The 26,649-nt window shown below is 63.1% G+C and carries 23 protein-coding genes; all 23 read right to left on the minus strand.

What is annotated here, in order from left to right; all coding sequences use genetic code 11:
- On the minus strand, nt 1–980 hold a 980-nt coding region (gene murC / locus ACLBXN_RS13300; protein WP_447612427.1), incomplete at its 3' end, for a UDP-N-acetylmuramate--L-alanine ligase.
- Complete coding sequence (gene murG, locus ACLBXN_RS13305; protein ID WP_447612428.1) at nt 977–2,062, minus strand: undecaprenyldiphospho-muramoylpentapeptide beta-N-acetylglucosaminyltransferase; 1,086 nt, start codon at nt 2,060–2,062, stop codon at nt 977–979. The genes murG and murC, both read right to left, overlap by 4 nt.
- Entirely contained in the window at nt 2,059–3,330 is a 1,272-nt protein-coding gene (gene ftsW, locus ACLBXN_RS13310; RefSeq protein WP_003051279.1) for a putative lipid II flippase FtsW, read from the minus strand. Before ftsW ends, murG begins: the two co-directional genes overlap by 4 nt.
- The gene (gene murD, locus ACLBXN_RS13315) at nt 3,327–5,231 is read right to left on the minus strand and encodes a UDP-N-acetylmuramoyl-L-alanine--D-glutamate ligase (protein ID WP_447612429.1); all 1,905 of its coding nucleotides are present in this window, start codon (nt 5,229–5,231) and stop codon (nt 3,327–3,329) included. The genes ftsW and murD overlap by 4 nt, the downstream gene beginning before the upstream one ends.
- Before the next feature lie 5 nt (nt 5,232–5,236).
- The gene (gene mraY / locus ACLBXN_RS13320; protein WP_211457083.1) at nt 5,237–6,415 is read right to left on the minus strand and encodes a phospho-N-acetylmuramoyl-pentapeptide-transferase; all 1,179 of its coding nucleotides are present in this window, start codon (nt 6,413–6,415) and stop codon (nt 5,237–5,239) included.
- The gene (locus ACLBXN_RS13325; protein ID WP_447612430.1) at nt 6,406–7,833 is read right to left on the minus strand and encodes a UDP-N-acetylmuramoyl-tripeptide--D-alanyl-D-alanine ligase; all 1,428 of its coding nucleotides are present in this window, start codon (nt 7,831–7,833) and stop codon (nt 6,406–6,408) included. Before ACLBXN_RS13325 ends, mraY begins: the two co-directional genes overlap by 10 nt.
- Nucleotides 7,830–9,335: a UDP-N-acetylmuramoyl-L-alanyl-D-glutamate--2,6-diaminopimelate ligase gene (locus ACLBXN_RS13330; protein WP_447612431.1), complete on the minus strand. Its 1,506-nt coding sequence runs from the start codon at nt 9,333–9,335 to the stop codon at nt 7,830–7,832. The genes ACLBXN_RS13325 and ACLBXN_RS13330 overlap by 4 nt, the downstream gene beginning before the upstream one ends.
- Entirely contained in the window at nt 9,332–11,080 is a 1,749-nt protein-coding gene (locus ACLBXN_RS13335) for a peptidoglycan D,D-transpeptidase FtsI family protein (protein WP_043006065.1), read from the minus strand. Before ACLBXN_RS13335 ends, ACLBXN_RS13330 begins: the two co-directional genes overlap by 4 nt.
- Nucleotides 11,077–11,358, minus strand: a complete 282-nt coding sequence (gene ftsL / locus ACLBXN_RS13340; protein ID WP_043006067.1) for a cell division protein FtsL — start codon at nt 11,356–11,358, stop codon at nt 11,077–11,079. Before ftsL ends, ACLBXN_RS13335 begins: the two co-directional genes overlap by 4 nt.
- A 43-nt stretch (nt 11,359–11,401) precedes the next feature.
- Entirely contained in the window at nt 11,402–12,331 is a 930-nt protein-coding gene (gene rsmH, locus ACLBXN_RS13345; RefSeq protein WP_043006068.1) for a 16S rRNA (cytosine(1402)-N(4))-methyltransferase RsmH, read from the minus strand.
- A gap of 9 nt (nt 12,332–12,340) precedes the next feature.
- Complete coding sequence (mraZ, locus tag ACLBXN_RS13350; RefSeq protein WP_003051254.1) at nt 12,341–12,769, minus strand: division/cell wall cluster transcriptional repressor MraZ; 429 nt, start codon at nt 12,767–12,769, stop codon at nt 12,341–12,343.
- Between the two features lie 355 nt (nt 12,770–13,124).
- A complete protein-coding gene (gene hslU / locus ACLBXN_RS13355; RefSeq protein WP_003051251.1) occupies nt 13,125–14,444 on the minus strand; it encodes an ATP-dependent protease ATPase subunit HslU in 1,320 nt (439 codons plus the stop codon).
- A gap of 77 nt (nt 14,445–14,521) precedes the next feature.
- Nucleotides 14,522–15,067, minus strand: a complete 546-nt coding sequence (gene hslV / locus ACLBXN_RS13360; RefSeq protein WP_003051248.1) for an ATP-dependent protease subunit HslV — start codon at nt 15,065–15,067, stop codon at nt 14,522–14,524.
- A gap of 84 nt (nt 15,068–15,151) precedes the next feature.
- Complete coding sequence (locus tag ACLBXN_RS13365; RefSeq protein WP_447612432.1) at nt 15,152–16,879, minus strand: STAS domain-containing protein; 1,728 nt, start codon at nt 16,877–16,879, stop codon at nt 15,152–15,154.
- Nucleotides 16,880–16,925: 46 nt separating this feature from the next.
- Nucleotides 16,926–17,669, minus strand: a complete 744-nt coding sequence (gene dksA, locus ACLBXN_RS13370; RefSeq protein WP_447612433.1) for an RNA polymerase-binding protein DksA — start codon at nt 17,667–17,669, stop codon at nt 16,926–16,928.
- Nucleotides 17,670–17,923: 254 nt separating this feature from the next.
- Entirely contained in the window at nt 17,924–19,045 is a 1,122-nt protein-coding gene (locus ACLBXN_RS13375; protein ID WP_447612434.1) for a CobW family GTP-binding protein, read from the minus strand.
- Nucleotides 19,046–19,257: 212 nt separating this feature from the next.
- Entirely contained in the window at nt 19,258–20,304 is a 1,047-nt protein-coding gene (locus ACLBXN_RS13380) for a tyrosine recombinase XerC (protein WP_447612435.1), read from the minus strand.
- Between the two features lie 24 nt (nt 20,305–20,328).
- Entirely contained in the window at nt 20,329–21,042 is a 714-nt protein-coding gene (locus ACLBXN_RS13385) for a DUF484 family protein (protein ID WP_003051227.1), read from the minus strand.
- Nucleotides 21,039–21,917 carry a diaminopimelate epimerase gene (gene dapF / locus ACLBXN_RS13390; RefSeq protein WP_447612436.1) on the minus strand — a complete coding sequence of 293 codons (879 nt, stop codon included), beginning with the start codon at nt 21,915–21,917 and terminating at the stop codon, nt 21,039–21,041. Before dapF ends, ACLBXN_RS13385 begins: the two co-directional genes overlap by 4 nt.
- Nucleotides 21,918–21,967: 50 nt before the next feature.
- Complete coding sequence (locus ACLBXN_RS13395; protein WP_447612437.1) at nt 21,968–22,528, minus strand: MarR family winged helix-turn-helix transcriptional regulator; 561 nt, start codon at nt 22,526–22,528, stop codon at nt 21,968–21,970.
- Between the two features lie 96 nt (nt 22,529–22,624).
- Nucleotides 22,625–24,388: an acyl-CoA dehydrogenase family protein gene (locus tag ACLBXN_RS13400; protein ID WP_447612438.1), complete on the minus strand. Its 1,764-nt coding sequence runs from the start codon at nt 24,386–24,388 to the stop codon at nt 22,625–22,627.
- 151 nt (nt 24,389–24,539) lie between these two features.
- On the minus strand, nt 24,540–25,547 hold the full coding sequence (locus ACLBXN_RS13405; protein ID WP_167004368.1) for a Bug family tripartite tricarboxylate transporter substrate binding protein: 1,008 nt from the start codon (nt 25,545–25,547) through the stop codon (nt 24,540–24,542).
- An 89-nt stretch (nt 25,548–25,636) separates the two neighbouring features.
- Nucleotides 25,637–26,644: a Bug family tripartite tricarboxylate transporter substrate binding protein gene (locus ACLBXN_RS13410; protein ID WP_447612439.1), complete on the minus strand. Its 1,008-nt coding sequence runs from the start codon at nt 26,642–26,644 to the stop codon at nt 25,637–25,639.
- Nucleotides 26,645–26,649 lie beyond the last annotated feature (5 nt).

Below are 26,649 nucleotides of genomic sequence, written 5' to 3' on the forward strand. Positions count from 1 at the left end.
TTGGCAGCCGGCAGCTCGCCATAGCGCTGGAAGCGCCGTCCCACGCCCTTGAAGCCTTCCAGCGCACGCAGCAGCGCTTCATCGGAAATCTCGAGCTCCATGGCGACCGCCACGGCAGACAGGGCGTTGAGCACGTTGTGCTCGCCGGGCAGGCTCAGCACGACTTCGAGGTCGGGGTAGCTCTGTCCGTTCTGGCGGCGCACGGTAAAGCGCATGCGGCCGGCTTCGGCACGCACGTTCACGGCTCGCACCTGGGCGTCTTCGGCAAAGCCGTAGGTCGTGACCGGGCGGGCCAGCCTGGGCAATATCTCGCGAACGGCAGGGCTGTCGACGCAGAGAATGGCACGGCCGTAAAACGGCATGCGGTGCAGAAAGTCGACAAAAGCCTGCTTGAGACGGCCAAAGTCATGGCCGTAGGTTTCCATGTGGTCGGCGTCGATATTGGTGACGACGGCCATCACGGGCAACAGGTTCAGGAAAGAAGCATCGGACTCGTCGGCCTCGACCACGATGTAGTCGCCGTGACCCAGCTTGGCATTCGCGCCGGCGCTGTTGAGCTTGCCGCCGATCACGAAAGTGGGATCCAGGCCGGCCTCGGCCAGCACGCTGGTCACCAGGCTGGTGGTGGTGGTCTTGCCATGCGCGCCGGCAATGGCGATGCCCTGCTTGAAGCGCATCAGCTCGGCCAGCATCAGGGCACGGGGAACCACCGGAATCTTTTTCTCGCGGGCCGCCAGAACCTCGGGGTTGTCGCCCTGCACGGCCGTGGAGGTCACCACGGCATCGGTGCCGGCGACGTTCTCGGCCGCATGACCGACAAAGGTCTTGATGCCCAGGCCGGCCAGGCGACGCAGCGTGGCGCTGTCAGCCAGGTCGGAGCCTGAAATGGCGTAACCCAGGTTGTGCAGAACCTCTGCAATACCGCTCATGCCGGCGCCGCCAATACCGACAAAGTGAATGTGATGAATGGCGTGTTTCATGCTGCCAACTCCTCACAAGCGGCGACCACCTTCGCGGTGGCATCAGTCTTTTGCATTTTCTTCGCGAGTTCAGCGCGCTCCAACAGCGTCGCACGCTGCATATTTTGTAGCATTTCCGCCAACCCTTGGGCGCTCAAAGTACTTTGAGGCTGTAACCAACCGCCACCGGCATCCACCAGGAAGCGGGCATTGCTGGTCTGGTGGTCATCCACCGCCGCCGGGAAGGGCACATAGACCGCAGCAGCTCCTACGGCAGCGATCTCGGTCACGGTGCTGGCACCGGCACGGCAGACGACGAGATCGGCATCGGCAAAAGCCTTGGCCGTGTCGTCGATGAAAGGAGTCAGCTCGGCCTGCACGCCTGCAGCCTGATAGTTGGCACGCAGCGCATCGATCTGGGCGGTACCGCTTTGGTGCAACACCACGGGGCGCTGATCCACAGGCATCAGAGCCAGAGCCTGGGGCACGATCTCATTGAGCGCCCTGGCTCCCAGGCTGCCGCCCACGACCAGCAGCTTGAGCGGGCCGCTGCGGCCGGCAAAGCGCCGGGCCGGCTCGGCCTGCTCCAGAAACGCCTGACGCAGCGGGTTGCCCACCCATTCGCCCTTGGCAAACACCTTGGGGAAAGCCGTGAACACGCGCTTGGCCACCTTGGCCACGACCTTGTTGGCCATGCCGGCCACGGAGTTCTGCTCGTGCAGCACCACGGGCACGCCGGACAGCGCGGCCACCAGGCCTCCAGGCACGGTGAGATAACCGCCCAGGCCGATGACCACATCGGGCTGCACGCGCCTGATGACGCTGCGCGCCTGTGCAAAGGCCTTGGCGAGCTTGAAGGGCAGCTGCAGCAAAGTCTTGACGCCCTTGCCGCGCACGCCGCCGAACTCGATGGTCTCCAGTGCGAAGCCCTGTGGGGGCACGATGCGCGACTCCATGGAGCCCGGCGCGCCCAGCCAGTGCACATTCCAGCCGCGTGCACGCAGTTCCTGCGCCACGGCCAGCCCGGGGAAGATATGGCCGCCGGTCCCGCCGGCGATCAACAGCGCGGTGCGCTGCCTGTTTTGCTGAACGGGAAGCGTCATGCGTGACCTCCCTTCATCAGCAGCTTGTTTTCGTAATCGACTCGGAGCACCACAGCTATCGCAATCAAATTCATCAAAATGGCCGAACCGCCAAAACTCATCAACGGCAGAGTCAGACCTTTGGTTGGCAGGGCGCCCAGATTCACGCCCATGTTGATAAAGGCCTGGAAGCCCATCCAGATCGCTACGCCCTCTGCCACCAGGCCCGCAAAGACACGGTCCAGCGCGATGGCCTGACGCCCGATCAGCATGATGCGGCGGGTCAGCCAGAAGAAGACTGCCGCAATCAGCAGCAGACCGACCAGACCGAATTCCTCGCCGATCACGGCCAGCAGAAAGTCGGTATGCGCTTCGGGCAGCCAGTGCAGTTTTTCCACGCTGCGGCCCAGGCCTACGCCAAAGATCTCGCCCCGCCCGATGGCGATCAGCGCATGCGAGAGCTGGTAGCCCTTGCCCAGCGCATGCTTTTCATCCCAGGGATCGAGGTAGGCAAAAATACGTTCGCGACGCCACTCAGAGGTGGCGATGATCATGCCGAAGGCCAGCACCACCAGCAGCGCGATGATGAAGAACATGCGCGCATTCACGCCGCCCAGGAACAGAATGCCCATGGAGATCACGACGATCACCATGAAGGCCCCCATGTCGGGCTCGGCCAGCAGCAGCACACCCACCACGACCACGGCCAGCCCCATGGGCAGCACGGCGCGGAAGAAGCGCTCCTTGACCTCCATCTTGCGCACCATGTAATCGGCCGCATAGATCAGGATGGAGAACTTGGCCAGCTCCGAAGGCTGGAAGTTCATGATGCCCAGCGACAGCCAGCGCCGTGCGCCGTTGACCACCGTGCCCACATGCGGAATCAGCACCGCCACCAACAGCACGATGGAGATCAGGAACAGCTTGCGCGCCACCTTTTCCCAGACATTCATGGGTACCTGGAAGGCCAGCAGCGCGGCCACAAAGGCCATGCCTATGGACATGGTGTGGCGCAGCAGGAAGTGATAGGGCTCGATCTTGCCGAAGCGCGGGTTGTCGGGCATCGCAATCGATGCCGAATACACCATGACCAGACTCCAGGACAGCAAGGCGATGACGACCCAGATCAGAGCCTGGTCCAGCCCCAGGACGCTGGCGGGCGTGCGGGTCGGACGGTCGTACACGGGCCCGCCCACGCGCACCGGCAGCACGTCGATAGGCTTGTCTCCGACCGTGCGGAACCACGAACGCATGCGGCCGGAGAGGCTGGTCATGAAGGCGGCTGTCATGCGCCGTCCTCCAGTTGCTGGCCGGCTTCCAGCGCCAGCTCGCGCACCGCTTCCACAAACTGGTGGGCGCGGTCCGCGTAGTCCTTGAACATGTCCATGCTTGCGCAGGCTGGCGAGAGCAGCACCGCATCATTGGCATGGGCCAGACGCGCGGCCTGCTGCACGGCGTCCTGCATGGTGCCGGCATCGACCAGGGTCACGCCGGTGTCGCCCAGGGCCTCGCGAATCTGCGGCGCATCCTGGCCGATCAGCACGGCCGCGCGCACATAGCGCGAGACGGGAGCAGCCAGCGGCGTGAAGTCCTGGCCCTTGCCCAGACCGCCAAGAATCACCACGATGCGGTGGTCCGGCCCCAGGCCCATGAGGGCGGCCACGGTGGCGCCCACATTCGTGCCCTTGCTGTCGTCAAAGTATTCGACATCGCCCACCCGGCCCACGGGCTGCACGCGGTGCGGCTCGCCCCGGTATTCGCGCAGGCCGTAGAGCAGCGGTGCCAGCGTGCATCCCGCGCCGGTCGCCAACGCCAGGGCAGACAGTGCATTGATGGCGTTGTGGCGGCCGCGGATGCGCAGCGCATCGGCGGGCATCAGGCGCACGATGTGCAGATCGTCGACGTTCTTGCCCTTGCTGGTTTCGTCGGCCTCGTGGGCACGCACCAGCCATGTCATGCCGTTGACCACCTCCAGACCGAAGTCGCCGGGGCGGCGCGGCATGTCGCCGCCAAAGGTGACATGGGCGCGCTGGAAAGTCTTGCCGCGCTTGCCGGGTACCGCCACGGGCGCGGGCAACATGGCCATAACGACAGGATCTTCGCGGTTGAGGACCATCAGAGCCTGCTCGCCAAAGACATGGGCCTTGGCGTCGGCATAGGCCTGCATGCCTCCATGCCAGTCCAGATGGTCCTGGGTGATATTGAGCACCGTGGCCGCCGTGGGCTCGAAGCCGTGGCAGTCATCGAGCTGGAAGCTGGACAGCTCCAGCACCCAGGCCTGGGGCAGAGTCTCGGCATCGATGCGCCCGGACAGGGTGTCAAGCAACGTGGGACCAATATTTCCGGCCACGCCCACGCTCAATCCGCCATGCTCCAGCAGCTGGCCGGTCAGCGATGTGACCGTGGTCTTGCCGTTGGTACCGGTAATGCCCAGCACCTTGGGCGCATAGCCATGGGCCTCGCGCAGGCCCTTGAGCGCAAAGGCAAACAGATCGAGTTCGCCGCCCGTGGGCAAGCCGATGCTGCGCGCGGCATTGAAGACCGGCGCCACGCTGGCCGGGCTCAGGCCCGGCGAACGATAGACGGAGCTCAGGCTCTGGCCGTCGACCAGCGCCGCCGTGAACTCGCCGGCGACAAAGCGCACGCCGGGCAGCTCGGTCTGCAGCGCAGACAGATAAGGCGGGGCTTCGCGGGTGTCTGCCACCGTGACGTCAGCACCAGCACGCACGCACCAGCGAGCCATGGCAATGCCCGAGATGCCCAGACCCAGAATCAGCACGCGCTGACCCTGCAGATGCTGGGCCGCGCCTTGCGGCCAATGCACGGGGACAGGCGGCAGTTCCACCGCCTCCTGCTGCTCGGCTTCGGGCTGCGGCTCGGCGGCAGTCACTTCGGCGTCGGCCGCGTCGGAGATGCTGGGATCGGCAAAGATCTGTGCCACAAAGGCGGCCGCATCCCTGGCAGCCGTCAAGGTGGAGATATCGGGCACCGGCTCGGCATCCAGCGTCTTGGCGATGATGGCTGGCGCTTCCATTTCAGGAGCTTCTTGCGCTTGCTCCTGAATCACTTCAGACATATTTTCATCTGAAATGCTTTGCAAATCAGCGATAGGCGCTTGCATTTGCATAGCATCCGCCCCCGCATCCGGCTGCAGAACCTGATCGTCGAGCTTGAGGTCTTCGGCTTGCATGGCGACTACCTCAGCTTCAGGGTGGACAGGCCCAGCAGGCACAGCAGCATGGTGATGATCCAGAAGCGGATCACGACCTGGGTCTCCTTCCAGCCGCTCTTTTCAAAGTGGTGGTGCAGCGGCGCCATCTTCAGCAGACGACGGCCCTCGCCATAGCGCTTCTTGGTGTACTTGAAGTAAGTCACCTGCAGCATCACCGAGATGGCTTCCGCCACAAAGATGCCGCCCATCACGGCCAGCACGATTTCCTGGCGCACGATCACGGCAATCGTGCCCAGAGCGGCGCCCAGCGCCAGCGCACCCACGTCGCCCATGAAGACCTGGGCGGGGTGTGCGTTGAACCAGAGAAAAGCCAGACCGGCACCCGCCATGGCGCCGCAGAACACCATCAGCTCGCCCGTGCCGGGGATGCTGGGAAACAGCAGATAGCGCGCATAAGTGGCGTTGCCGGTCACATAGGCAAAGATGCCCAGGGCCGTGCCGACCATGATGACGGGCATGATGGCCAGACCATCGAGGCCGTCGGTCAGGTTCACGGCATTGCTGGCGCCCACGATGACCAGATAGGTCATGACGATGAAGCCCAGCACGCCCAGCGGGTAGCTGACTTCCTTGAAGAAGGGCACCATCAAGCCAGCCTTGGGCGGCAGGTCCATGGAAAAGCCCGACTGCACCCAGGAGATGAACAGGCCGAAAACCTCGGCGTTGTTGTTCTCGGAAATGCAGAACACCAGATACAGCGCAGCCAGCAGGCCGATGACGGATTGCCAGAAATACTTCTCGCCCGAGCGCATGCCCTCGGGGTCCTTGTTGACGACCTTGCGCCAGTCGTCCACCCAGCCAATCGCACCAAAGCCCAGCGTGACCAGCAGCACGATCCAGACAAAGCGGTTGGACAGGTCAAACCACAGCAGGGTGGAGACGGCAATCGAGAACAGAATCAGCACGCCGCCCATGGTGGGCGTGCCGCTTTTGACCAGATGGGTCTCCATGCCGTAGCCGCGCACGGGCTGACCGATCTTGAGTGCGGTCAGCATGCGAATCGCCTTGGGGCCGACGATCAGGCCGATCAGCAAGGCGGTGACGGCGGCCAGCACGGCACGCAGCGTCAGGTATTGAAAGACGCGCAGAAAGCCGAAATCCGGCGAAAGCCCTTGCAGCCATTGAGCCAGCATCAGCAGCATGCGGCCTCCCCGCAGTTGCCCTGCTTGTTGTCTGCGCAGGCTTCAATGCTCTGCACCACTTGCTCCATCTTCATGAACCGCGAACCCTTGACCAAAACGCTACCTACCTTGGGTAAAACTGCGCACACCGCCTGCTGAAGGGCGGCCATGCTATCAAAATGACTAGCGCCACTGCCGAAGGCAGCGGCCGCAAACGCGCTTTGCTCGCCCAGAGCAAAGAAATGGGCAATACCTGCCTGCTGCGCCAGCGCGCCGGCCTCTGCATGGAACTGCGGGCCGTTGTCGCCGACCTCGCCCATATCGCCAAGCACCAGCAACTGCGGTGCAGGCAGCTCGGCGAGCACCGCAATGGCCGCGGCCACGGAGTCGGGATTGGCGTTATAGGTGTCGTCCACCACGGTCACGCTGCGGCCCGCGAGTTGCACGGCCAGCGCGCGCGAACGGCCGGTCACGGGCTCGAAGCCGGACAGTCCCTTCGCAATGGCCGCCAGAGACACACCTGCGGCATGGGCACAGGCAGCCGCGGCCAGTGCGTTGCGCACGTTGTGGCGGCCGGCAATATGCAGCTGCACGGCTGCCACGCCTTGCGGCGTGTGCAGTGCAAAGCTCCAGGCGCCGTCGGCCCAGACCACATCACTGGCAAAAACCTGGGCACCGGCAGCGGCCTCGCCAAACATCAGGCATGAACGGCCGGCGGCCAGCTCCGTCCACAGCGGGGTGTACGTATCGCCAGCGGAGAAGACGGCCACGCCGTCCCGGGGCAGAAAGCCCAGCACCGAGCCGTTTTCACGTGCCACGGCTTCCACCGTACCCATGAACTCCTGGTGTTCTCGCTGGGCGTTGTTGACCAGGGCCACCGTGGGCTGGCCGATGGCGGCCAGCTCGGCGATCTCGCCGGGATGGTTCATGCCCATCTCCAGCACCGCAATGCGATGCGCGCCCGTCATGCGCAGCAGGTTCAGCGGCATGCCGATGGAGTTGTTGAAATTGCCGCGCGTGGCCAGCGCCGCCTCGCCCTGCGCGCCCACGTGCGCGCGCAGGATGGAGGCAATCATCTGCGTGACGGTGGTCTTGCCATTGCTGCCGGTCACGGCAATCAGCGGCAGACCGAACTGCGCACGCCAGGCCCGCGCCAACGCGCCCAATGCCAGCAGCGTATCCGGCACTTCGATGCCGGCCATGCCTGCGGCCTCCAGTCCGTGGCTGGCAACAGCAGCCACGGCACCTGCGGCCTGCGCCTGGGACAGAAAATCATGGGCGTCAAAACGCTCGCCCTTCAGTGCAACGAACAAGTCCCCGTCCTGCAGCGTGCGCGTATCGGTGTGCACGCGTGCCAGCTCCAGCTGGCCGTTGCCGACCAGGCGGGCTTGGGGGATATGCGTCTGGATCAGCTCCAGCGCTTTTGCCAGGGTCATCATGACCGAATCTTTCCTTCGCGGGCTGAGAGCGACTTGTGCGCCTCAGCCATGTCGGAGAACGGATGGCGCACGCCCTTCGTCTCCTGATAGTCCTCATGTCCCTTGCCGGCAATCAGCACCACATCGCGCGCATCGGCACGGGCAATGGCTTGGGCAATGGCCGCCGCGCGGTCGGCCTGAACATGCAATGTCTCTCCCGCCTGCATGCCGGCCAGAATCTGGTCGATGATGCTTTCGGGCACTTCACTGCGCGGGTTGTCGCTGGTGACGAAAACGCCGTCGGCATTCGCCTGGGCGACCTGCCCCATCAACGGGCGCTTGCTGTTGTCCCTGTCGCCGCCGCAGCCGAACACGCACCACAGCTTGCCCTGGCGCTGGCGCGCTGCAGGCTGCAGGGCGCGCAAGGCTTTTTCCAGCGCATCGGGGGTATGGGCATAGTCCACGGCCACCAGAGGCTGGCCGGGCTTGACGATCTGCTGCATGCGACCGGGCACGGGCTCCAGATGGGCACAGGCAGCCACAGCCTCTTCCAGCGTCAGGCCCAGGCAACGCAGGGCGGCCAGTACCCCCAGCAGGTTGGAGACGTTGTACTGGCCGACCAGACGCGTATTCATGCGCAGGCTGTGACCGGCTTCCAGTACGGTAAAGCTCAGGCCCTCGTCGCCCAGACCGATGTCCTTGGCCTGCAGACGTGCCGGCCCCTGGATGGAGACACTCCACACATCCATTGCGCGACCCTGCAGCCTAGCCCAGAGCCTGGCGCCGTGTGCGTCATCAATATTGACCACGGCCGCCGGCAGGCCGGGCCAGTCGAACAGCTGGGCCTTGGCCTGCCAGTAGGCATCCATGCTGCCGTGGTAGTCCAGGTGGTCCTGCGTGAAATTGGTGAACAGAGCCACGCGAATCTTGCTGCCGTCCAGGCGGTGCTCGACGATGCCGATGGACGAAGCCTCGATGGCGCAGGCCGCGAGGCCCTGGTCGGCGTAGCTGCGGAACACGCGCTGCAGCAGCACCGGATCCGGCGTGGTCATGCCCGTCGACTCCAGTGCAGGCGGCACGCCCACACCCAGGGTGCCGACCAACGCGCAGCCGGTGCGGGTGTTCAATGTCACTTTCGAGAGCGCATGCGCCAGCCACCAGGCGGTGGTGGTCTTTCCATTGGTGCCGGTCACGGCCAGCACGTCGAGCTCGCCACTGGGATGCGCAAACCATTGGTCGGCAATCAGCCCGGTCGCAGCTTTCAGGCCCTTGAGCGCGGCAATGCGGTCGCCACTCAGATCAAAGGCCTGCAGGCCATCGGCCTCCACCAGCACGGCAGCGGCGCCCTGTGCCAGGGCCTGGCCTACATAGGCCCGGCCATCGGTGGCAGCACCAGGCCAGGCGACAAAGGCATCGCCGGCCTTGACCTTGCGGCTATCGGTCTGCAGTTCACCCTGCACGCGGCTGCGCAGCCAGGCGACGGCCTCGGCTGCATTGTTCAGGATTTGAATGGGGGTGCTCATAGCACAGGCTCCTCAGCGGGTGCAGCCACGATCTGAGGCTTGACTTCCTTGTCGGGCTGAACGCCCATGAAACGCAACGTCTGCTGGACCACGTCCGCAAACACGGGACCGGCCACCGTGCCGCCGTAGTAGGAACCGGCCGTAGGCTCGTCCACCATCACGGCCACGATGATGCGCGGCTTGTCGATGGGGGCGATGCCCGTGAACCAGGCGCGGTACTTGCCCGCGGCATAGCTCTTGCCCACCTGCTTGCGGGCAGTGCCCGATTTGCCGCCAATGGTGTAGCCCTCGGCCTGGGCCTTCTGGCCGGTACCGCCAGGGCCTGCAGCCATGCGCAACATGTGCAGCACCGCCTCGGCGTTTTCTTTGGAGATCACGCGCACGCCCACGGGAGGCTCGGTCGTTTTCAGAATCGTCGAGGGAATGACATTGCCCTCGTTGGAAAACACGGTGTAGGAGCGCGCCATCTGGAACAGCGAGGCCGACAGGCCATAGCCATAGGACATGGTGGCCTGCTCGATGGGCTTCCAGGTCTTCCAGGCACGCAGACGCCCCGAGACCGCGCCCGGAAACTGAATCTGCGGCTTCTGGCCAAAGCCCAGAGCGCTGAAGTACTCCCACATCTCCTGGGGCGACAGCCTTTGCGCGACCTTGGTTGCACCCACGTTGCTGGACTTCTGGATCACGCCCTCCACCGTCAGCGCGCCGTAGTTGTGCGTGTCGGTGATGGTGGATCCCGTCACCGTATAGCGGCCGGGTGAGGTATCGATGATGGTGGACGGCTTGACGCGCTTGAGCTCCAGTGCCGTGGCAATGGTGATGGGCTTCATGGTCGAGCCAGGCTCGAAGGTGTCGGTCAGCGCGCGATTGCGCAGCTGCTCGCCCGTCAGGTTCTTGCGGTGGCCGGGGTCATAGCTGGGATAGTTCGCCAGGGCCAGCAACTCGCCGGTGTGCGCATCCATCACCACGACGCTGCCGGCCTTGGCTTTTTGCGACTCCACCTGCTGCTTGAGCTTCTGGTAGGCGTAGTACTGAACCTTGCTGTCGATGGACAGCTGAATGTCCTGGCCATCCTGAGGCGGCACTTCCTCGCCCACGCCTTCGACCACACGGCCCAGGCGATCCTTGATCACGCGACGCGAACCGGGCCGCCCCGCCAGCTCCTTGTCAAAGGCCAGCTCCATGCCTTCCTGACCATGGTCTTCCACATTGGTGAAGCCCACGATATGCGCAGCCGACTCTCCTTCGGGATACTGGCGCTTGTATTCCTTGCGGTTGTAGATGCCCTTGATATTGAGCGCCACGATCTTCTGGCCCACGTCCCAGTCCAGCTGACGCTTGACCCAGACAAAGGTCTTGTCCTCGACATCCAGCTTCTCCATCAGGGAGCGCAGCGGCATGTCCATGAGACGCGCCACTTCCTTGAGCTTTTGCTGCACGTCGGGATCCTTCAGATCCACGTCTTCGGGAATGGCCCAGATGCTGGCCGCCGGCACGCTGGATGCCAGGATCAGGCCGTTGCGATCCAGCAAACGGCCCCGGTTGGCCGGCAGCTCCAGGGTACGCGCAAAGCGCACCAGACCCTGGCGCTTGAAGAAGTCGTTGCCGAACACCTGCACATAGGCGGCACGCGCGCCCAGGCCCACGAAGCCCAGTGCCAGCGCGGCCACGATGAACTTGCTGCGCCACAGCGGCGTCTTGGAGGCCAGCAGTGGACTGGTGGTGTAGAGCACGCTGCGTGTCATCGCGCTGCTCCCGCTGCAGATTCCTGCACATACTGGGTGATCGCGGGCGAAGCAGGCTTCATCTGCAGCTTTTCACGCGCCATGGTCTCGATGCGCTGAGGCGTGGCCTGAGCACGCTTTTCCACCTGCAGGCGCAGCTGGTCGGTCGCCAGACGACGCGCCTCCGCCTCGGCACGGTCCAGCTCGGTGAACAGGCGACGCGACTCATACTGGGTATGCACCAGAAAAATGGCGCTGGTCATGACCGCCAGCAGCAGCAGCAGGTTTATGCGCAGCATGGCAGCCCTCCCGCAGCCATGCTCGAGGCGGCATGGCAATGCATCATGCAGGCACCTCGGTGCGCTCGGCGACGCGCATCACGGCAGAGCGCGAGCGCGGATTGGCATCCACCTCGGCAGCACTGGGCTTGATACGCTCCAGCGCCTTCAGCCGCATCGGTGTAGGGGGAGCAAACGGCGCACGGCGGTCGTAGACCTCCTTGGAATGCTTGGCAATGAACTGCTTGACGATGCGATCTTCCAGCGAGTGGAAGCTGATCACGGCCAGGCGGCCGCCTGGCGCCAGCACGCGCAGACTGGCTTCTAGCGCCTGCTCAAGCTCCTGAAGTTCGGCATTGATGAAAATCCGAAGAGCCTGGAAGGTCCGTGTTGCCGGGTTCTGCCCAGCCTCGCGGGTCTTGACCGCGCCAGCCACGAGTTGGGCCAGCTCGGCAGTGGTGCGTAATGGGCCCTGGCTCTCGCGCCGAGCAACAATCGCCTTTGCAATGGGGCCAGCAAACCGTTCTTCGCCGTAGTCACGTATCACCTCCGCAATCTGCTGCACTTCCGCGTCTTCAAGCCACTCGGCAACGCTTTGACCACGCGTGGTGTCCATGCGCATGTCGAGGGGGCCGTCAAAGCGGAAGCTGAAGCCCCGGTCCGGGTTGTCGATCTGGGGCGAGCTCACGCCCAGGTCCATCAACACCCCTTGCACACTGCCTTCGGGCAGTTCGCTCAGATGGCGAAATCCTTCATGCCGAATCGAAAAACGCGCATCGGTGATGCGCGCCGCCTCAGCAATTGCGTCCGGGTCTTTGTCGAACGCGATCAGACGCCCGTCCGGCCCCAGCCTTCGCAAAATGAGCCGGGAATGACCGCCCCGACCGAACGTCGCATCGACCCACTGGCCGGCAGGCGGCTCAGCGGCACCACCCAGCAGGGCGTCCACGGCCTCGTCCAGCAAGACGGTGATATGTTGCAACGGCTGATTCACAAGCACTTCCTACAAAACAAAATCCTGGAAAGCCGCCGGCATCGGTTGCTGGCGCGCTTCCGCTTCGCGCATTTCATAAGTGGCCTTGTCCCAGACCTCGAAATGCGCCCCCATGCCCAGCATCAAGACCTCTTTGGTCAGACCTGTGGCTTCACGCAACTCGGGCGAAATCAGCAGCCGACCGGTTGCATCCATCTCCGCATCCATGGCATTGCCCAGAAAAATCCGCTTCCACCACTGAGCCGTAATGGGCAGCTGCGCGACACGCTCGCGAAACTGCAGCCACTCGGGGCGCGGAAACAGCAACAGACAGCCATCGGGATGCTTGGTGAAAGTGACCTGCCCCTCAGCCAAGGACAAAAGGGCGTCACGATGCCGGGTCGGCACTGAAAGCCGCCCCTTTCCATCGAGATTCAGCGAAGACGCCCCTTGAAACACGGCTGGTTACTCCGGTCATCTGGAGCCACTCACTCCCAAAAAATAGGGCGCGAGGGCAGCTTTCACCACTTAATTGCACTTTTTTGCACTGTAGCAGCAATTTCAGGTGATTCCAAACCCGAAGGAACAATTATTTGCAATGAAATCAAGCACTTAGAGAGAAAAAGAAAAGCCTTATTCCGAAAATACCTTTCCTTTACAAGCACTTAGCAAAGTCAATGCAAGTGGACTCTCATTAGGTGGCGTCAATTGCAACCATTCAATTCAATGGAAAGAACTGATTGAAGTCTCGACCTTCTCCTACAAATGCAAACTGCCCGCACAGGCGGGCAGCTGGTTTCAAGCGCTGCGCTCCTCAAAGAATGAAGCGCGACAGATCCTCATCCTTGCTCAGCACCTGCAGGCGCTGATCGACATAGGCCGCATCGATGACCACGGTCTGGCCCGAAAGCTTGGCCGCATCGAAGCTGACTTCGTCAAGCAGACGCTCCATCACGGTCGACAGGCGCCGCGCACCGATGTTCTCGGTACTCTCGTTGACGTCAAAGGCGATCGTCGCCAGACGCGTGATGCCCTCGGGCTTGAACTCCAGGGTCACGCCTTCGGTCGCCAGCAGCGCCTGGTATTGCTTGACCAGGGAGGCGTGAGTCTGCATGAGAATCGCCTCGAAGTCCTGAACCGACAGAGATTCCAGTTCCACGCGAATGGGAAAGCGCCCCTGCAGCTCGGGAATCAGGTCGCTGGGCTTGGACAGATGGAAAGCGCCCGAAGCGATGAACAGAATGTGATCGGTCTTGACCACCCCGTACTTGGTCGAGACGCTGGTGCCCTCGACCAGCGGCAGCAGATCGCGCTGCACGCCCTGGCGCGAGACGTCGGAGCCGCTGGTTTCCTGGCGCGTCGCCACCTTGTCGATTTCATCGATGAAGACAATGCCGTTTTGCTCGGCATTGGCGATGGCGCGGGTCTTGACGTCTTCCTCGTTGACCATCTTGGCCGCTTCCTCATCGGTCAGCAGCTTCAAGGCCTCGGCGATCTTGAGCTTGCGCGTCTTGCGCTTTTCCTGGCCCATGTGGCTGAACATGCCGCGCAGCTGCTCGGCCATCTCCTCCATGCCCTGGGGGCCCATGATCTGCACCTGGGGCATCTGCTCGGCGATGTCGATCTCGATTTCCTTGTCGTCAAGCTGACCTTCGCGCAGCTTCTTGCGGAAAACCTGACGCGCCGTGTTGTCGGCTGGCACTTCGCCGGTGCGAGCCTGCGGGATCAGCACATCGAGAATGCGCTCCTCGGCGGCATCTTCGGCGCGGGCACGCATCTTCTTCATGTCCGACTCGCGCGTCTGCTTGACGGCAACCTCGGCCAGATCGCGGATGATCGCGTCCACATCCTTGCCCACATAGCCCACCTCGGTAAACTTGGTCGCCTCGACCTTGATGAAGGGCGCATCGGCGAGCTTTGCGAGGCGACGGGCGATCTCGGTCTTGCCGACGCCTGTGGGGCCGATCATCAGAATGTTCTTGGGCGTGATTTCCTGGCGCAGGCCCTCGGGCACCTGCTGACGACGCCAGCGATTGCGCAAGGCAATCGACACCGCGCGCTTGGCACCATGCTGGCCGACGATGTGCTTGTCCAGCTCGGAGACGATCTCCTGGGGAGTCATGGCAGAAGACATGTGAATTCTCAGTCAAATATGCCTCTAGCGCCCATCCATAAAGCGCCAGCAGCTATCAATTCGGATAGTCGAGGTGCTTACAGCGTCTCGATCGTGTGATTCATATTGGTGTAGATGCACAACTCGCCGGCAATCGCCAGGGATTTGCGCACCACATCCTCAGCCGACAGCTCGGTATTGTTCAGCAAGGCCTTGGCGGCAGAATGCGCATAGGCACCGCCGGAGCCGATGGCCACGATGCCCTGCTCGGGCTCCAGAACGTCGCCATTGCCGGTGATGATGAGCGAGGTCGTCGCATCGGCGACTGCCAGCATGGCTTCAAGCTTGCGCAGCACACGGTCGGTACGCCACTCCTTGGTCAGCTCGATCGCGGCGCGGGTCAGATTGCCCTGGTGTTTTTCCAGCTTGGCCTCGAAGCGCTCGAACAGCGTGAAGGCATCTGCGGTGGCCCCCGCGAAGCCCGCCAGCACCTTGCCGTGATAGAGCTTGCGCACCTTGCGCGCCGTGCCCTTGATGACGATGTTGCCCAATGTGACCTGACCATCACCGCCGATGGCGACTTGCACGCCCTCGGGAGTCTGGCGGCGCACGCTCAAAATGGTGGTGCCGTGAAACTGTTCCATCTGCTGCAGATGGGGGCTGCCTGCGGCAACCTCAAGAGCGTCGGCAAAAGAAATTACAGGGCGCTGCAAAGCGGCCCAAGCCGACTAATCCCGCCTTGGAAGCACCTGGGCGTGCTCCTGAATGCCCACCACATTGAAGAACACCGCCAGCAGCTGATGCAGCTGACTGAACTGCAGCACATGACCCAGCTCCTGCATCTGAGCCGACCAGTTCAGCACCGAGCCGGCGGCCGCAAAGTCCATGCGCACCAGACGCGTACAGTCAATCGCGATGGCTTCGCCAAGCTTGGCCTTCTCCTGCACTTCGGCCAGCCAGGGCAATGCGTCGCCGTCGATCACGCCTTGCAGCGCAAACCGTGGCTTGTGCTCTTTCCACAGCATGCCGGGCTGAAGCGTATCCGGCCCCAGAAGCCGGCTGTCCTGGGGGCGCTGGTTCTGCGCCTGCCCCTCGTTCGCATACGCGCACAGCGGATCTTCCCAGGATGGCGGCGACAACTCGTAGGTCACGCAGTAGTCGAGCGCCGTCAGCTCAAATTCGTCCTGCAGATGCATCAGGCGCTGCATGGCCAGACGCAAATACCACCAGTCCTGATCGACAGAGCGGTCGCCGGACGGGGTGTGCTTGCTGAGCACCGCCAGCAATCTCTCGTGACCGGCAAAAACCAGAGATCCTTTTTCGCCAGCCCAGCGCTGCGCCGCATCCAGCAGCGGTTTCTGGACGCCGGAGCCAAAGCCTTCCAGAGCGCTCCAGTCCATGACTGCACCGCCGACGCTGCGCGCCTTGCTGGCCAGCAAGGCCTTGAAGCCGGATTCATCCAGCTGCACCGGCGCCTGCCAGCGCAGGCCTGTCGACGCCGCAGCGGCATCCGACGGGGTTTCGCTGAGCCGGCCGGCCTGCTGCGGCATCACAAACCACTGCGGGGCCGAGCGACCGAAGCGCGCCACGAAGTCCATGGCCGCGTCTTCGAACCGGGCCTGCATGCCGGCCGCACGGTACATGTCCAGCAAGGCCAGCCAGACCTGCAGCTGCGCTGGCGTATCCTGGGCGCGCTCGGCAATCAAGGCCTTGAGACAGGCCTCTGCCGCAGCGTTATCACCGCTGGCAAACACAATCGCGGCATCCTCCAGCGCGGCGTCGTGCTCGAAGCGCGCAAAGGATGGCGGCACCATATTGATATCGGTCGGGGCTGAAACCTCGGTCGTCGCAAACCCCGGGGAAAAATCCGTCTCGCCACGCAGGCCGGGCATGCCCGCCGGATGGCCCTGCCCGCCCGACGGCGGCAGCTTGAGGTCGCTGGGCAACACATCCTGCAGCAAAGGCAGGGTACTGATCGAAGGCGGCTGGGTTTTGAACACCGAAGGCATGGTGTTCCCCTCCTCGGGCAGCTGCAGCGGCATGGTCGCGGCATCGGCAGCCTGCTTGCCGCGCCACCATTGCTGGGCCATCTGCGCTTCGATCTCGTCGATCTTCTTGATGGTCTCCGCACGCTCGCCGGGCACGGAGCTTTGGGCGGTATGCAAAAAAGAGGACGCCGCCAGCGGCGTGGGCGTATCGAGGGGTGCCCTGGCGCTCAGCGCCGCCTTGGACAACTGGGCCTGACGCAGCTTGCGCAGCTGCTCAAACTCGCGCTTGCGCACAAAGTCGTTCTGGCGCTTTCGCTCCAGCATTTCCTTGAGCGCCTGCTTGCTGTACTGGCTCTCTTCGCTGTCCTGGTTGAGATTCTCCAAATCGGACCAGTTCACGGTCGGGTGACGCACAAAACGCGCCACCTTGGACAGCAGCCCTCCCGATTTGTTTTCTTCTTTCACCATGGTCCTCTAGTTTGCTGCCTGCTGCCCCACCAACACCTGACGCAGATCAATCGCCGTACATCTTCTGCTTCAGCTCACGGCGCTGCTGGGCTTCCAGCGACAGTGTAGCCGTGGGACGCGCCAGCAGTCGACCGACGCCGATGGGCTCGCCGGTTTCATCGCAGTAGCCGTAGTCGCCGGCATCAATGCGAGCGATGGACTGGTCGATCTTCTTGAGCAGCTTGCGCTCGCGGTCGCGAGTGCGCAGCTCGAGAGCATGCTCTTCCTCGATGGTGGCGCGATCAGCGGGATCGGGCACCACCACGGTGTCTTCACGCAGGTTTTCTGCGGTTTCACCGGCATTCACATGCATGTCGTTCTTGAGCGCGACCAGCTTGCGACGGAAGTACGCCAGCTGTGCGTCGTTCATGTAATCGTCATCGGACATGGCCAGCACTTCAGCATCGGTCAGCTCCTCTACCGACTTGGTCTTCCAGGCGTTGGCCAGCTTGGGGTCTTTCTTGGGCACAGCTTGCTTTGTGTTGGTCATTGCTTTCGTATCTCTCATGGTTGCCGCTGCCTTGGCTGCCGAAGCGGCCACGGGCGGAACATCTGTTTCAGGCTGCCGCGCAGGAGGCGATGCAGAACGCTTGGATCTGGACGATTTGGAAGAGTTTTCCGTTGCTGCAGGTGCCAGCACCGGGTTGTCCAACGCGGCGTCCACCAAAGAGGTCTCGACGCTGCAGGTGTGCACAGCCGCTGCCGCAGTCTTGACTGCAGCCTTGGGCGGTTTACTTTTCACAGCGGTCACGTCCTGTCTCCTTACAGTACAGAGCCCTTGCCGGGCCGGATTGCTCCAACACCCTCTTTAGGGGCGGCATTGTAGCCACGCAACTCACCCCTGCCCGTCTCCGTTGCACATACCCCACAATTTGCAACAAAGCCTGCGCCTGTTTCGAGCAGTTTGCGAGAAATAACAGACAAAAAAAACGGCCTGCTTGGCAGGCCGTCAGTGATTGTCAGCAAACCGTTAGCTTTCGCCAAAACGGCAGGCAAACCCAGGGTTTACACCAGACATTGGTCCAGTCCCTGGCGCAGGATGTCCTGGGGCAGATCGATACCGATGAAGACCATTTTGCTTACACGCTTTTCGTCGGCTTCCCACTCCGGGCCCAGATCGCTGCCCATGAGCTGGTGCACGCCCTGGAAGATGACCTTGCGGCTGGTGCCCTTCATGTCAAGCACGCCCTTGTAGCGCAGCATCTTGGGGCCGTAGATATTGACGATGGCGCCCAGGAAGTCTTCCAGCTTGGCGGGGTCGAACGCGCGATCGGCGCGGTAGACGAAGCTCTTCACATCATCGTCGTGGTGATGGTGGTGCGGGTGATTGCAGTGCTCGCCATGTTCGTGGTCATGGTGGTCGTGGCCGCAATGCTCGTCATGCTGGTGTCCATGGTCGTGATCGTGCTCACATTGGCCATGGTCATGGTCGCAGGCACTGTGGTCATGATGATCGTGCTCATGACCCTCTTCTTTGAGAAAGTCGGGGTCGATGTCCAGCTTGGCGTTCAGGTTGAAGCCACGCAGGTCGAACACTTCGCTCAGGGGCACATCGCCAAAATGTACGGCGCGAATGGGCGCGCGCGGGTTCATGTGCTTGAGGCGATGGATCAGAGCCTCTTTTTCCGCTTCCGTCACCAGATCGGTCTTGGACAGGAACATCTGGTCGGCAAAGCCCACCTGGCGGCGCGCTTCCTGACGATCGTCGAGCTGCTGGTTGGAATGCTTGGCATCCACCAGAGTGATGATGGAGTCGATCAGATAGGTCTCGGCGATCTCGTCATCCATGAAGAAGGTCTGGGCCACGGGACCGGGATCGGCCAGGCCGGTGGTCTCGATCACGATGCGGTCGAAGTCCACCTGTCCCTTGCGGCGCTTGGCGGCCAGCAGTTGCAAGGCCTCGCGCAAATCTTCACGGATGGTGCAGCAGATGCAGCCGTTGCTCATCTGCAGAATCTGTTCTTTCGACTCGGTCTTGAGAATATCGGTGTCGATGTTCTCCTCGCCGAATTCGTTCTCGATCACGGCAATCTTCATGCCGTGGGATTCGTGCAGCACGCGCTTGAGCAGCGTGGTCTTGCCCGAGCCCAGAAAGCCCGTGAGGATGGTGACTGGAATGAGAGCCATGCGTTGAAACCTCTTGCTGCGGCCAGCCGCCACATGCGGCTGTCCAAAAAACACCGGGGCGGCGCATCCCTATGCGCGCTCCGGTGATAACAGCTGGGGAGTGTAGCGGCGCTTTCAAGCGCGCACGGGCAGCAGGGGCGGCATATATTTCATTAAAAATACGCCCCAAACGCTTACCTAATAAGCGCTTAAAGCTATCAAAAAAGGACTTCTCAGCCTTCTTCCTTGTCCTCGGGCTTGCGTCGCGCCCCTGGCTTCTCGGCTGCGCTGCCGCGCTGGGCACGCGGGTGGGCTTTTTCATAGGCCTGGGCCAGGTGCTGAAAATCCAGGCGCGTGTAGATCTGCGTGGTGGCGATGCTGGCGTGCCCGAGCAACTCCTGCACGGCACGCAGATCGCCACTGGACTGCAGCATATGACTGGCAAAGGAGTGGCGCAGCACATGCGGATGCACGCCGGAAGCCAGCCCCGCCCGCTGGCCGCGCTGCTTGAGCCGTGACCAGACCGACTGGCTGCCGAGCCGTTCGCCTCGACGACCGATGAACAAGGCCGCCTCGTCCTGCGCCTTGAACTGCGCCGCCCCGGTCAGCGCGCTGCTGCGCAGCGCCAGCCAGCGCTGCAAGGCCTCGATCGCCATGCGCCCCACGGGCACGATGCGGCGCTTGCTGCCCTTGCCCTGCACATGGGCGTCGCCCGCTTCCAGGTCGATCCAGCCTCTGCCTTGCTGCAGACTTTGCTGGTCCGGCCGCAGATCCAGCCCCACCAGCTCGGCCACACGCAGCCCGCTGCTGTAGAGCAGCTCGGTCATGGCGACGTCGCGTGCCTCCATCCACGGATCGGCCTCGGGGTTCTGAAAGCTGGCCAGTTGCACGGCGTCGTCCACGGCCAGTGCCTTGGGCAGGGGCTTGGCAGCCTTGGGGCCACGCACCCCCTCCACGGGATTGAACGGCACCAACTCCCGCTGAGCCGCCCAGCGGAAAAAGCTGCGCCAGCCCGAAAGAATCAGTGCGATGCCGCGTGCGCTGCGGCCGGCGCTATGCATTTGCGCAGCAAAGCGGCGGATATGCGCCGGCTGCAGCGCCAAGAGGTCCTGGTCTGCTGCCCGCGCCAAGCTCTGCAGCTTGATCAGGTCCAGTGCATACAGCGTATGCGTGCGATCGGCCAGGCGTTTTTGCACCCGCACATGCTCCAGATAGCTGTGGACAACTTCCGGCAGCTGCGCGTACTGCTCCTCAAAAGAGAGCTGCTCGCGCTCTTGCATCAATGCCTGCAACCTTTTGCCGCGTCAGCCGTGCGCCAGCGTCAGCGTCGGAGCACGCATGCGCGAGAGCGAGGCACTGGCCAGCTCGGAGATGCGCGAGAGAAACTCCAGCCCCATGGTGGCATCGAAGCGCAGCGGGTCGGGCGAGCCCAGCACCAGCATGCCGAAGGCATTGGAAGTGCTGTCCATCGCGCCGTCATGCAGAGTCAGCAGCGCGACCGACTGCACAGCGTTCGGATTAGGCAGCCAGGTCACGGGCTCGAAGCCCATATTGGGACCGCAAAACGGCATCGTGAGCGACGAGGCAAAGGCCTTGGCATCATCGCTCACTCCCATGGTGTAGACGGTGCCGCTGTGGGCACCCGCCACATTCCACAGACGCAGTGCGACCTGGGGCACATCGAAGGTGTGCTGCAGGCTGGCGGTGAGCGCATGGGGCAGCTCGCGCAGGTCCTGCACCTTGACCAGGGCATGGGTCCACTGATGAATCTTGTTGGCGATGGAGGCGTTTTCGCTGCCATGGCGCACCATGTCCATGATGCGATGCTCCAGACCCTTGATCTTTTCGCGCAGCATCTCTGCCTGACGCTCCTGCAGGCTGACGGCACGCGGGCCGTGTCCGCTGATCAGGCGCACGCTCGTCAGCATTTCGGCATGGCGCTCGAAGAAGTCGGGATTTTCCTGGAGATAGTCGGCAATCGACTCTTCAGTCATGGCGGTGTCGGTCAAGCTGTTCATAAGGTATCAGGTATGTCGATCTGGCCTTCAAAAACAAATTCGGCTGGGCCTGTCATGCGCACGCGATCCTGCGCTGCGCCGGCCCATTCAATGGTCAGCAGACCGCCTCGGGTATGCACATCCACGCGCTGGTCCAGCAGACCCCAGCCAATGCCTGCCACCACGGCGGCGCAGGCCCCTGTGCCGCAGGCCAGGGTCTCGCCGGCACCACGTTCATAGACGCGCAAATTGACTTCGCCGCGGTTGACGATCTGCATGAAGCCCGCGTTCACGCGTTGAGGGAAACGGGTATGGCTCTCGATCAGCGGTCCGTGGACCTCCACCGCAGCGGCATTCACGTCGTCCACCAGTTGCACCGCGTGCGGGTTGCCCATGGAAACAGGCGCTATCCAAACTGTAGCTGGCTGGACAGCTGTATCAAGCGTCAGCGGCCATTTTTGCGCTGAGCCCAAAGTTTCGGCCTGCAGACCCTCGGTCGAGAAAGGCACCTTGGCCGGGTCCAGCTGGGGCGCCCCCATATCGACCGTGACGCGGCCATTGCCATGGATTTCGGGAGCGATGACGCCTGAGAGCGTCTGCACGCGGATCACGCTCTTGTCGGTCAGGCCCTTGTCATGCACATAGCGCGCAAAGCAGCGCGCGCCGTTACCGCATTGCTCGACCTCTCCCCCATCGGCGTTGTGGATGACATATTCAAAGTCCACGCCCTCCGAGGGCGCCGGGCGCACGGTCAGGATCTGGTCGGCGCCTACGCCAAAGTGACGGTTGGCCAGGTAGCGGTACTGGGCGGCACTCAGGCCCAGACGAGCCTGGGTCTCGTCGAGCACGACAAAGTCGTTGCCCGCGCCTTGCATCTTGGTAAAGCGAATCTGCATGATGCCGCACATTATCGCGCCGGGCGCAGGATCTGCGCCATGCCACAAGATCAGCGGTACAGCTTTTGCAACAACTCCATGAGTTGCGCCTGCTCAGTCGCACTCAGATGCGCGATGGAGCGAGCCTCGCTGCTCTTGAGTTCGGGCTCGGCGGTGTCCACCAGTTGGCCCCCTGCGGCGGTCAGATACAGCCCTGTGGCGCGCCCGTCACGCGGATGTGGACGCCGTTCAAGAAAGCCGCGTTTGCCCAGTGCATCGATCATGCCCACCATATTGGGCGGCAGCACGGCCAGTTGCTGGCAGAGCTGTCGCGAGGTGATGCCCGGATTGCTGCCCACCAGCGACAGCACGGAGAACTCGACGATCTTGAGGTCAAAGCGCTCCATGCAGCGCATGAAGACGCCCACCAGCGACAGCGAGGCACGCCTGGCGTTGTAGCCCAGCAGCGACTCCAGAAAGCTGGCATCAACCTGATCGACCGCAAAGACCTCGGCAGCGCTGCCGGACTCGTTCTCCGGGCCCGAACTGGCCGCCTCGGCCTCTCTGGAGCGAGAACTACGCGCAGGGCGCACAGGTTTGGAGTCTGATTCGGCAGTCTTGTGAGCGAGCATTGGGGATGTCAACTTCGATGGCAAAAGAGCAATCCAGGAGCGCGATGAAAAGACTGCAATTGTGCCGGTCTTGCCTGCATCTTGCAGCCTTTTTGGTCAGTGAGCAGGGCTGAACAGCTGGTTGCCGTGTACGACGGAAGCCTGCGCCCACTGCGCCTTCATCAGACCCAGACGCCAGTCCATCTCGGGCAGGATGCGCTGCTGCACCTGCTTGCATGGACCATGCCAGCGCTCGCCGTCGCTACCCTCGGTGGCCGCGATACGCGCCCAGGCCCAGCCCAGCAACACCACGGCCACACTGCGCAGATAGTCATCGGCCACGCGCCAGGCCAGGGTGTCATCCTCCTTGCAAGCCTGTGCCAGCACCGTGGTGAAGTAGCGCAGTTGGGCCAGGCAGCGCAGCACCTCTGCATCCAGCGCCCGGCCTGCATCCAGGCTTTTGCGCAGGCCCAGCAGCCATTGCCCCATGGCCTGGCCGCCATCGGGCAAGACCTTGCGCACCAGCAGGTCGATGGCCTGAATTTCGTTGGTACCCTCGTAAATCATGGCCACGCGCGAATCGCGCACGATCTGCTCTATGCCCCACTCGCGGATGTAGCCGTGACCGCCAAATACCTGCAGACAGGCGCTGGCCCCCTCGAAAGCCTGTTGGGTCCAGGCGGACTTGAGTATGGGCGTGATCAGGCTGCACCACTGCTGGGCCTGCTCGCGCTCACGGGCGCTTTCGGCATGTCGCGCCACATCGAGATAGATACCGGTCTGGTAGGCCAGCACGCGCCCGCCATCCACCCAGGCACGCTGCAGATCGAGCGTGCGGCGAATGGCCGGGTGCTCGATGATCAAATCTGCTGCATCGCCAGCGCCACGCGAGGCAGGCACTGCCCCTGGAGCACGCATCTGGCGGCGCTCCAGTGCATAGGCATGGGCCTTCTGCCATGCTGCATCCAGCAGACCTATGCCCTGCAGTGCCACATGCAGACGCGCGGCATTCATCATGACGAACATGGCGTTCAGCCCCGCGCCGGGCTGACCGATCAGCCACCCCTGAGCCGCCTCAAAACGCATCACGCAGGTGGGGCTGCCATGCAGGCCCATCTTCTCCTCGATGCGCTCGCAGACCACGCCGTTGCGCTCGCCACCCGGCAGCAGCTTAGGCACGAGAAACAGCGACAGGCCCCTGGGCCCGGCCGGAGCTCCGGGCAGACGCGCCAGCACCAGATGCACGATGTTCGCGCTCAGGTCATGCTCACCGCCGGAGATGAAAATCTTGCTGCCACTGATCTCGAAGCGCTCGCCCAGCTCGGATTCACCAGCCGGCACGGCCTGGGTGCGAACCTGTCCCAGATCGCTGCCCGCATGGGCCTCCGTCAGGCACATGGTTGCCAGCCATTCGCCGCTGGCCACCTTGGGCAGATAGGCGGCCTTAAGCGCCTCGCTGCCATGGTGTTTGAGACACTCATAAGCGCCATGCAGCAAACCCGGAGCCATGGTCCAGCCATGGTTGGCGGCACTCAGCCATTCATAGAGCACACCTTCCAGCACCCAGGGCAGCCCCTGACCACCGTCCTCCTCGGCACAGGCCAGCGCAGGCCAGCCCGCCTGCCAAAAGTCCTGATAGGCCGTCGCAAAACCGGGTGGCGTAGCGACTTGACCGACCTCAAACCTGGCTCCGGTCTCGTCACCCGAACGTGACAGCGGAGCCACCACCTCGCCCACCCATTTGCCGGCCTCCTCCAGTACCTGCTGCATCAGCGCCTGATCCGTTGCGGCATGCGCCGGCAAGCGCTGCAACTGCTCATCGGCTTTGAGCACATCGAAAAGAAGAAACGCGTTATCGGTGCTGAGGGGCAAATAGGACATACAAAACCGGCTGCGTTTGCAGCAAAAACTCAACCAAAACGCGGGCTATGCAAGAAGCGCAACCCTATAGTCAGAGGCGCCCAGCAAGAGCCGCCTCGCGGCGATGGCGCCGTCCCCCTCAGGGGGAAACGGCGCAGCCGTTCAGGGGGTATCAAGTATCTGCAGTAAAGCCGATCTGCTTGACCAGCGGCCCCCAGCGCTCGAACTCCGCCTGCTGCGAACGGGCCATCTCCTCGGGCGTGGAGCTGGTGGCAATCAGGCCGACCACACCCACGCTTTCCTTGAGAGCCTCGCTCTTGAGCGCAGCCGTGATGGCCGTATGGGCGCGTGCACGCACATCGGCGGGCGTTTTGGCATTGGCATAGAAGCCAAACCATTCCTCGGCCGTCAAATCGGCAAAACCCTGCTCGGCAAACGTGGGCACATTGGGCAGATAGGGGTTGCGCTGCGGCCCGCTGGTGGCCAGCACGCGCAGCTTGCCGGCCTTGTAGTAACTCAGGAAGTCGCCGCTGGGGCCCATCACGGCAGCAATCTGGCCACCGGCCAGATCGGACACGGCAGGCGCCGTGCCGCGATAAGGCACATGGCTGAGCTTGATGCCGGACCGCAGGCTGAGCAGGGAGCCGATCAGATGCGGCTGGGTGCCCGCACCGGGGCTGCCGAAGCTGGCCTTGTCAGGGTTGTTCTTGCACCAGGCCAGGAAGTCCTTGAGCGTCTTGACCTCGGCCGGCACGGCGGGGCCGACGGCCAGACCGTGGTGCATGATGGCTCCGATGGAGATCGGCTCGAAGTCCTTGGCCTGATAGGTCAGCTTGCTGTAGATATGCGGGTAGATGGAGAAGGCCGAGACCTGGGACAGCACGATGACCGAGCCATCGCCCACGGAGTTGCGCAGATTCTCCAGCGCGATGCGACCACCGGCACCGGGCTTGTTCTCCACCACGCCCATGTTCTTGGAGTAGCTGGTGCCGCCGATCTTTTCCGCCACGCGGCGGGCTACCGAGTCCCCGGCGCTGCCTGCGGGAAAACCGTACAGAATGCGCACCTGCTCCAGCGGGCCGCTGCCCTGGGCATAGGCGCTGCGGCTGGCGATGCCACCGAATGCGGCCAGCGCTGCTCCAGCGCCCAGGCCTTTGACGAAATTGCGACGATCTTGCATGTTTGTCTCCTCTATTGTTCGATCACTATGTGCAGGCTTGAGCCCGTCTGAAAAATCCCGACCCGAATGCTATTCGATACTGGGGGCCCTCAGGAGTCCCCCGTAAAACCGATCTGCTTGACCAGCGGGCCCCAGCGCTCGAACTCGGCCTGCTGCGAACGGGCCATTTCCTCAGGCGTGGAGCTGGTGGCAATCAGGCCGACCACGCCCAGGCTTTCCTTGAGCACATCGCTTTTGAGCGCAGCCGTGATGGCCGCATGGGCGCGTGCACGCACATCGGCGGGCGTCTTGGAATTGGCATAGAAGCCAAACCATTCCTCGGCCGTCAGATCAGCAAAACCCTGCTCGGCAAACGTGGGCACATTGGGCAGATAGGGGTTGCGCTGCGGCCCGCTGGTGGCCAGCACGCGCAGCTTGCCGGCCTTGTAATAGCTCAGATAGTCGCCGCAAGTGCCCATGATGGCTGCAATCTGGCCGCCCACAACGTCCGAGACGCCGGGAGCCATGCCGCGATAAGGCGCATGGCTGAGCTTGACGCCCGAGCGCAGGCTGAGCAAAGCCCCCAGCAGATGCGGCTGACTGCCGGCGCCGGGGCTACCGAAGCTGGCCTTGTCGGGGTTGTTCTTGCACCAGGCCAGAAAATCCTTGAGCGTCTTGACCTCGGTCGGCACGGCGGGGCCGACGGCCAGACCGTGGTGCATGATGGCTCCGATGGAGATCGGCTCGAAATCCTTGGCCTGATAGGTCAGCTTGCTGTAGATATGCGGGTAGATGGAGAAAGCCGAGACCTGGGACAGCGCAATCACCGAGCCATCGCCCACGGAGTTGCGCAGATTCTCCAGCGCGATGCGACCACCGGCACCGGGCTTGTTTTCCACCACGCCCATATTTCTGGTGTAGCTGCTGCCGCCCATTTTTTCGGCCACACGGCGGGCCACCGAGTCACCAGCACTGCCTGCGGGAAAACCGTACAGAATGCGCACCTGCTCCAGCGGGCCGCTGCCCTGGGCATAGGCGCTGCGGCTGGCGACGCCGCCGAATGCTGCCAGCGCTGCGCCAGCGCCCATACCTTTGACGAAATTGCGACGACCTTGCATGACTT

The organism is Comamonas sp. C24C, assembly GCF_053345995.1.

Coding starts and splice junctions, on each gene's coding strand:
- ACLBXN_RS13365 (WP_447612432.1), bottom strand. CDS start 16,879: ATGGTGAAAGAAGAAAACAAATCGGGAGGGCTGCTGTCCAAGGTGGCG.
- murD (WP_447612429.1), bottom strand. CDS start 5,231: ATGCAAGCCGAAGACCTCAAGCTCGACGATCAGGTTCTGCAGCCGGAT.
- ACLBXN_RS13335 (WP_043006065.1), bottom strand. CDS start 11,080: ATGACACGCAGCGTGCTCTACACCACCAGTCCACTGCTGGCCTCCAAG.
- ftsW (WP_003051279.1), bottom strand. CDS start 3,330: ATGACAGCCGCCTTCATGACCAGCCTCTCCGGCCGCATGCGTTCGTGG.
- murG (WP_447612428.1), bottom strand. CDS start 2,062: ATGACGCTTCCCGTTCAGCAAAACAGGCAGCGCACCGCGCTGTTGATC.
- ACLBXN_RS13395 (WP_447612437.1), bottom strand. CDS start 22,528: ATGCTCGCTCACAAGACTGCCGAATCAGACTCCAAACCTGTGCGCCCT.
- ACLBXN_RS13385 (WP_003051227.1), bottom strand. CDS start 21,042: ATGAACAGCTTGACCGACACCGCCATGACTGAAGAGTCGATTGCCGAC.
- hslU (WP_003051251.1), bottom strand. CDS start 14,444: ATGTCTTCTGCCATGACTCCCCAGGAGATCGTCTCCGAGCTGGACAAG.
- ACLBXN_RS13380 (WP_447612435.1), bottom strand. CDS start 20,304: ATGCAAGAGCGCGAGCAGCTCTCTTTTGAGGAGCAGTACGCGCAGCTG.
- ACLBXN_RS13410 (WP_447612439.1), bottom strand. CDS start 26,644: ATGCAAGGTCGTCGCAATTTCGTCAAAGGTATGGGCGCTGGCGCAGCG.
- ftsL (WP_043006067.1), bottom strand. CDS start 11,358: ATGCTGCGCATAAACCTGCTGCTGCTGCTGGCGGTCATGACCAGCGCC.
- hslV (WP_003051248.1), bottom strand. CDS start 15,067: ATGGAACAGTTTCACGGCACCACCATTTTGAGCGTGCGCCGCCAGACT.
- dapF (WP_447612436.1), bottom strand. CDS start 21,917: ATGCAGATTCGCTTTACCAAGATGCAAGGCGCGGGCAACGACTTTGTC.
- ACLBXN_RS13400 (WP_447612438.1), bottom strand. CDS start 24,388: ATGTCCTATTTGCCCCTCAGCACCGATAACGCGTTTCTTCTTTTCGAT.
- ACLBXN_RS13330 (WP_447612431.1), bottom strand. CDS start 9,335: ATGAGCACCCCCATTCAAATCCTGAACAATGCAGCCGAGGCCGTCGCC.
- ACLBXN_RS13405 (WP_167004368.1), bottom strand. CDS start 25,547: ATGCAAGATCGTCGCAATTTCGTCAAAGGCCTGGGCGCTGGAGCAGCG.
- ACLBXN_RS13325 (WP_447612430.1), bottom strand. CDS start 7,833: ATGATGACCCTGGCAAAAGCGCTGGAGCTGATCCAGACGCATATCCCC.
- ACLBXN_RS13375 (WP_447612434.1), bottom strand. CDS start 19,045: ATGGCTCTCATTCCAGTCACCATCCTCACGGGCTTTCTGGGCTCGGGC.
- mraY (WP_211457083.1), bottom strand. CDS start 6,415: ATGCTGCTGATGCTGGCTCAATGGCTGCAAGGGCTTTCGCCGGATTTC.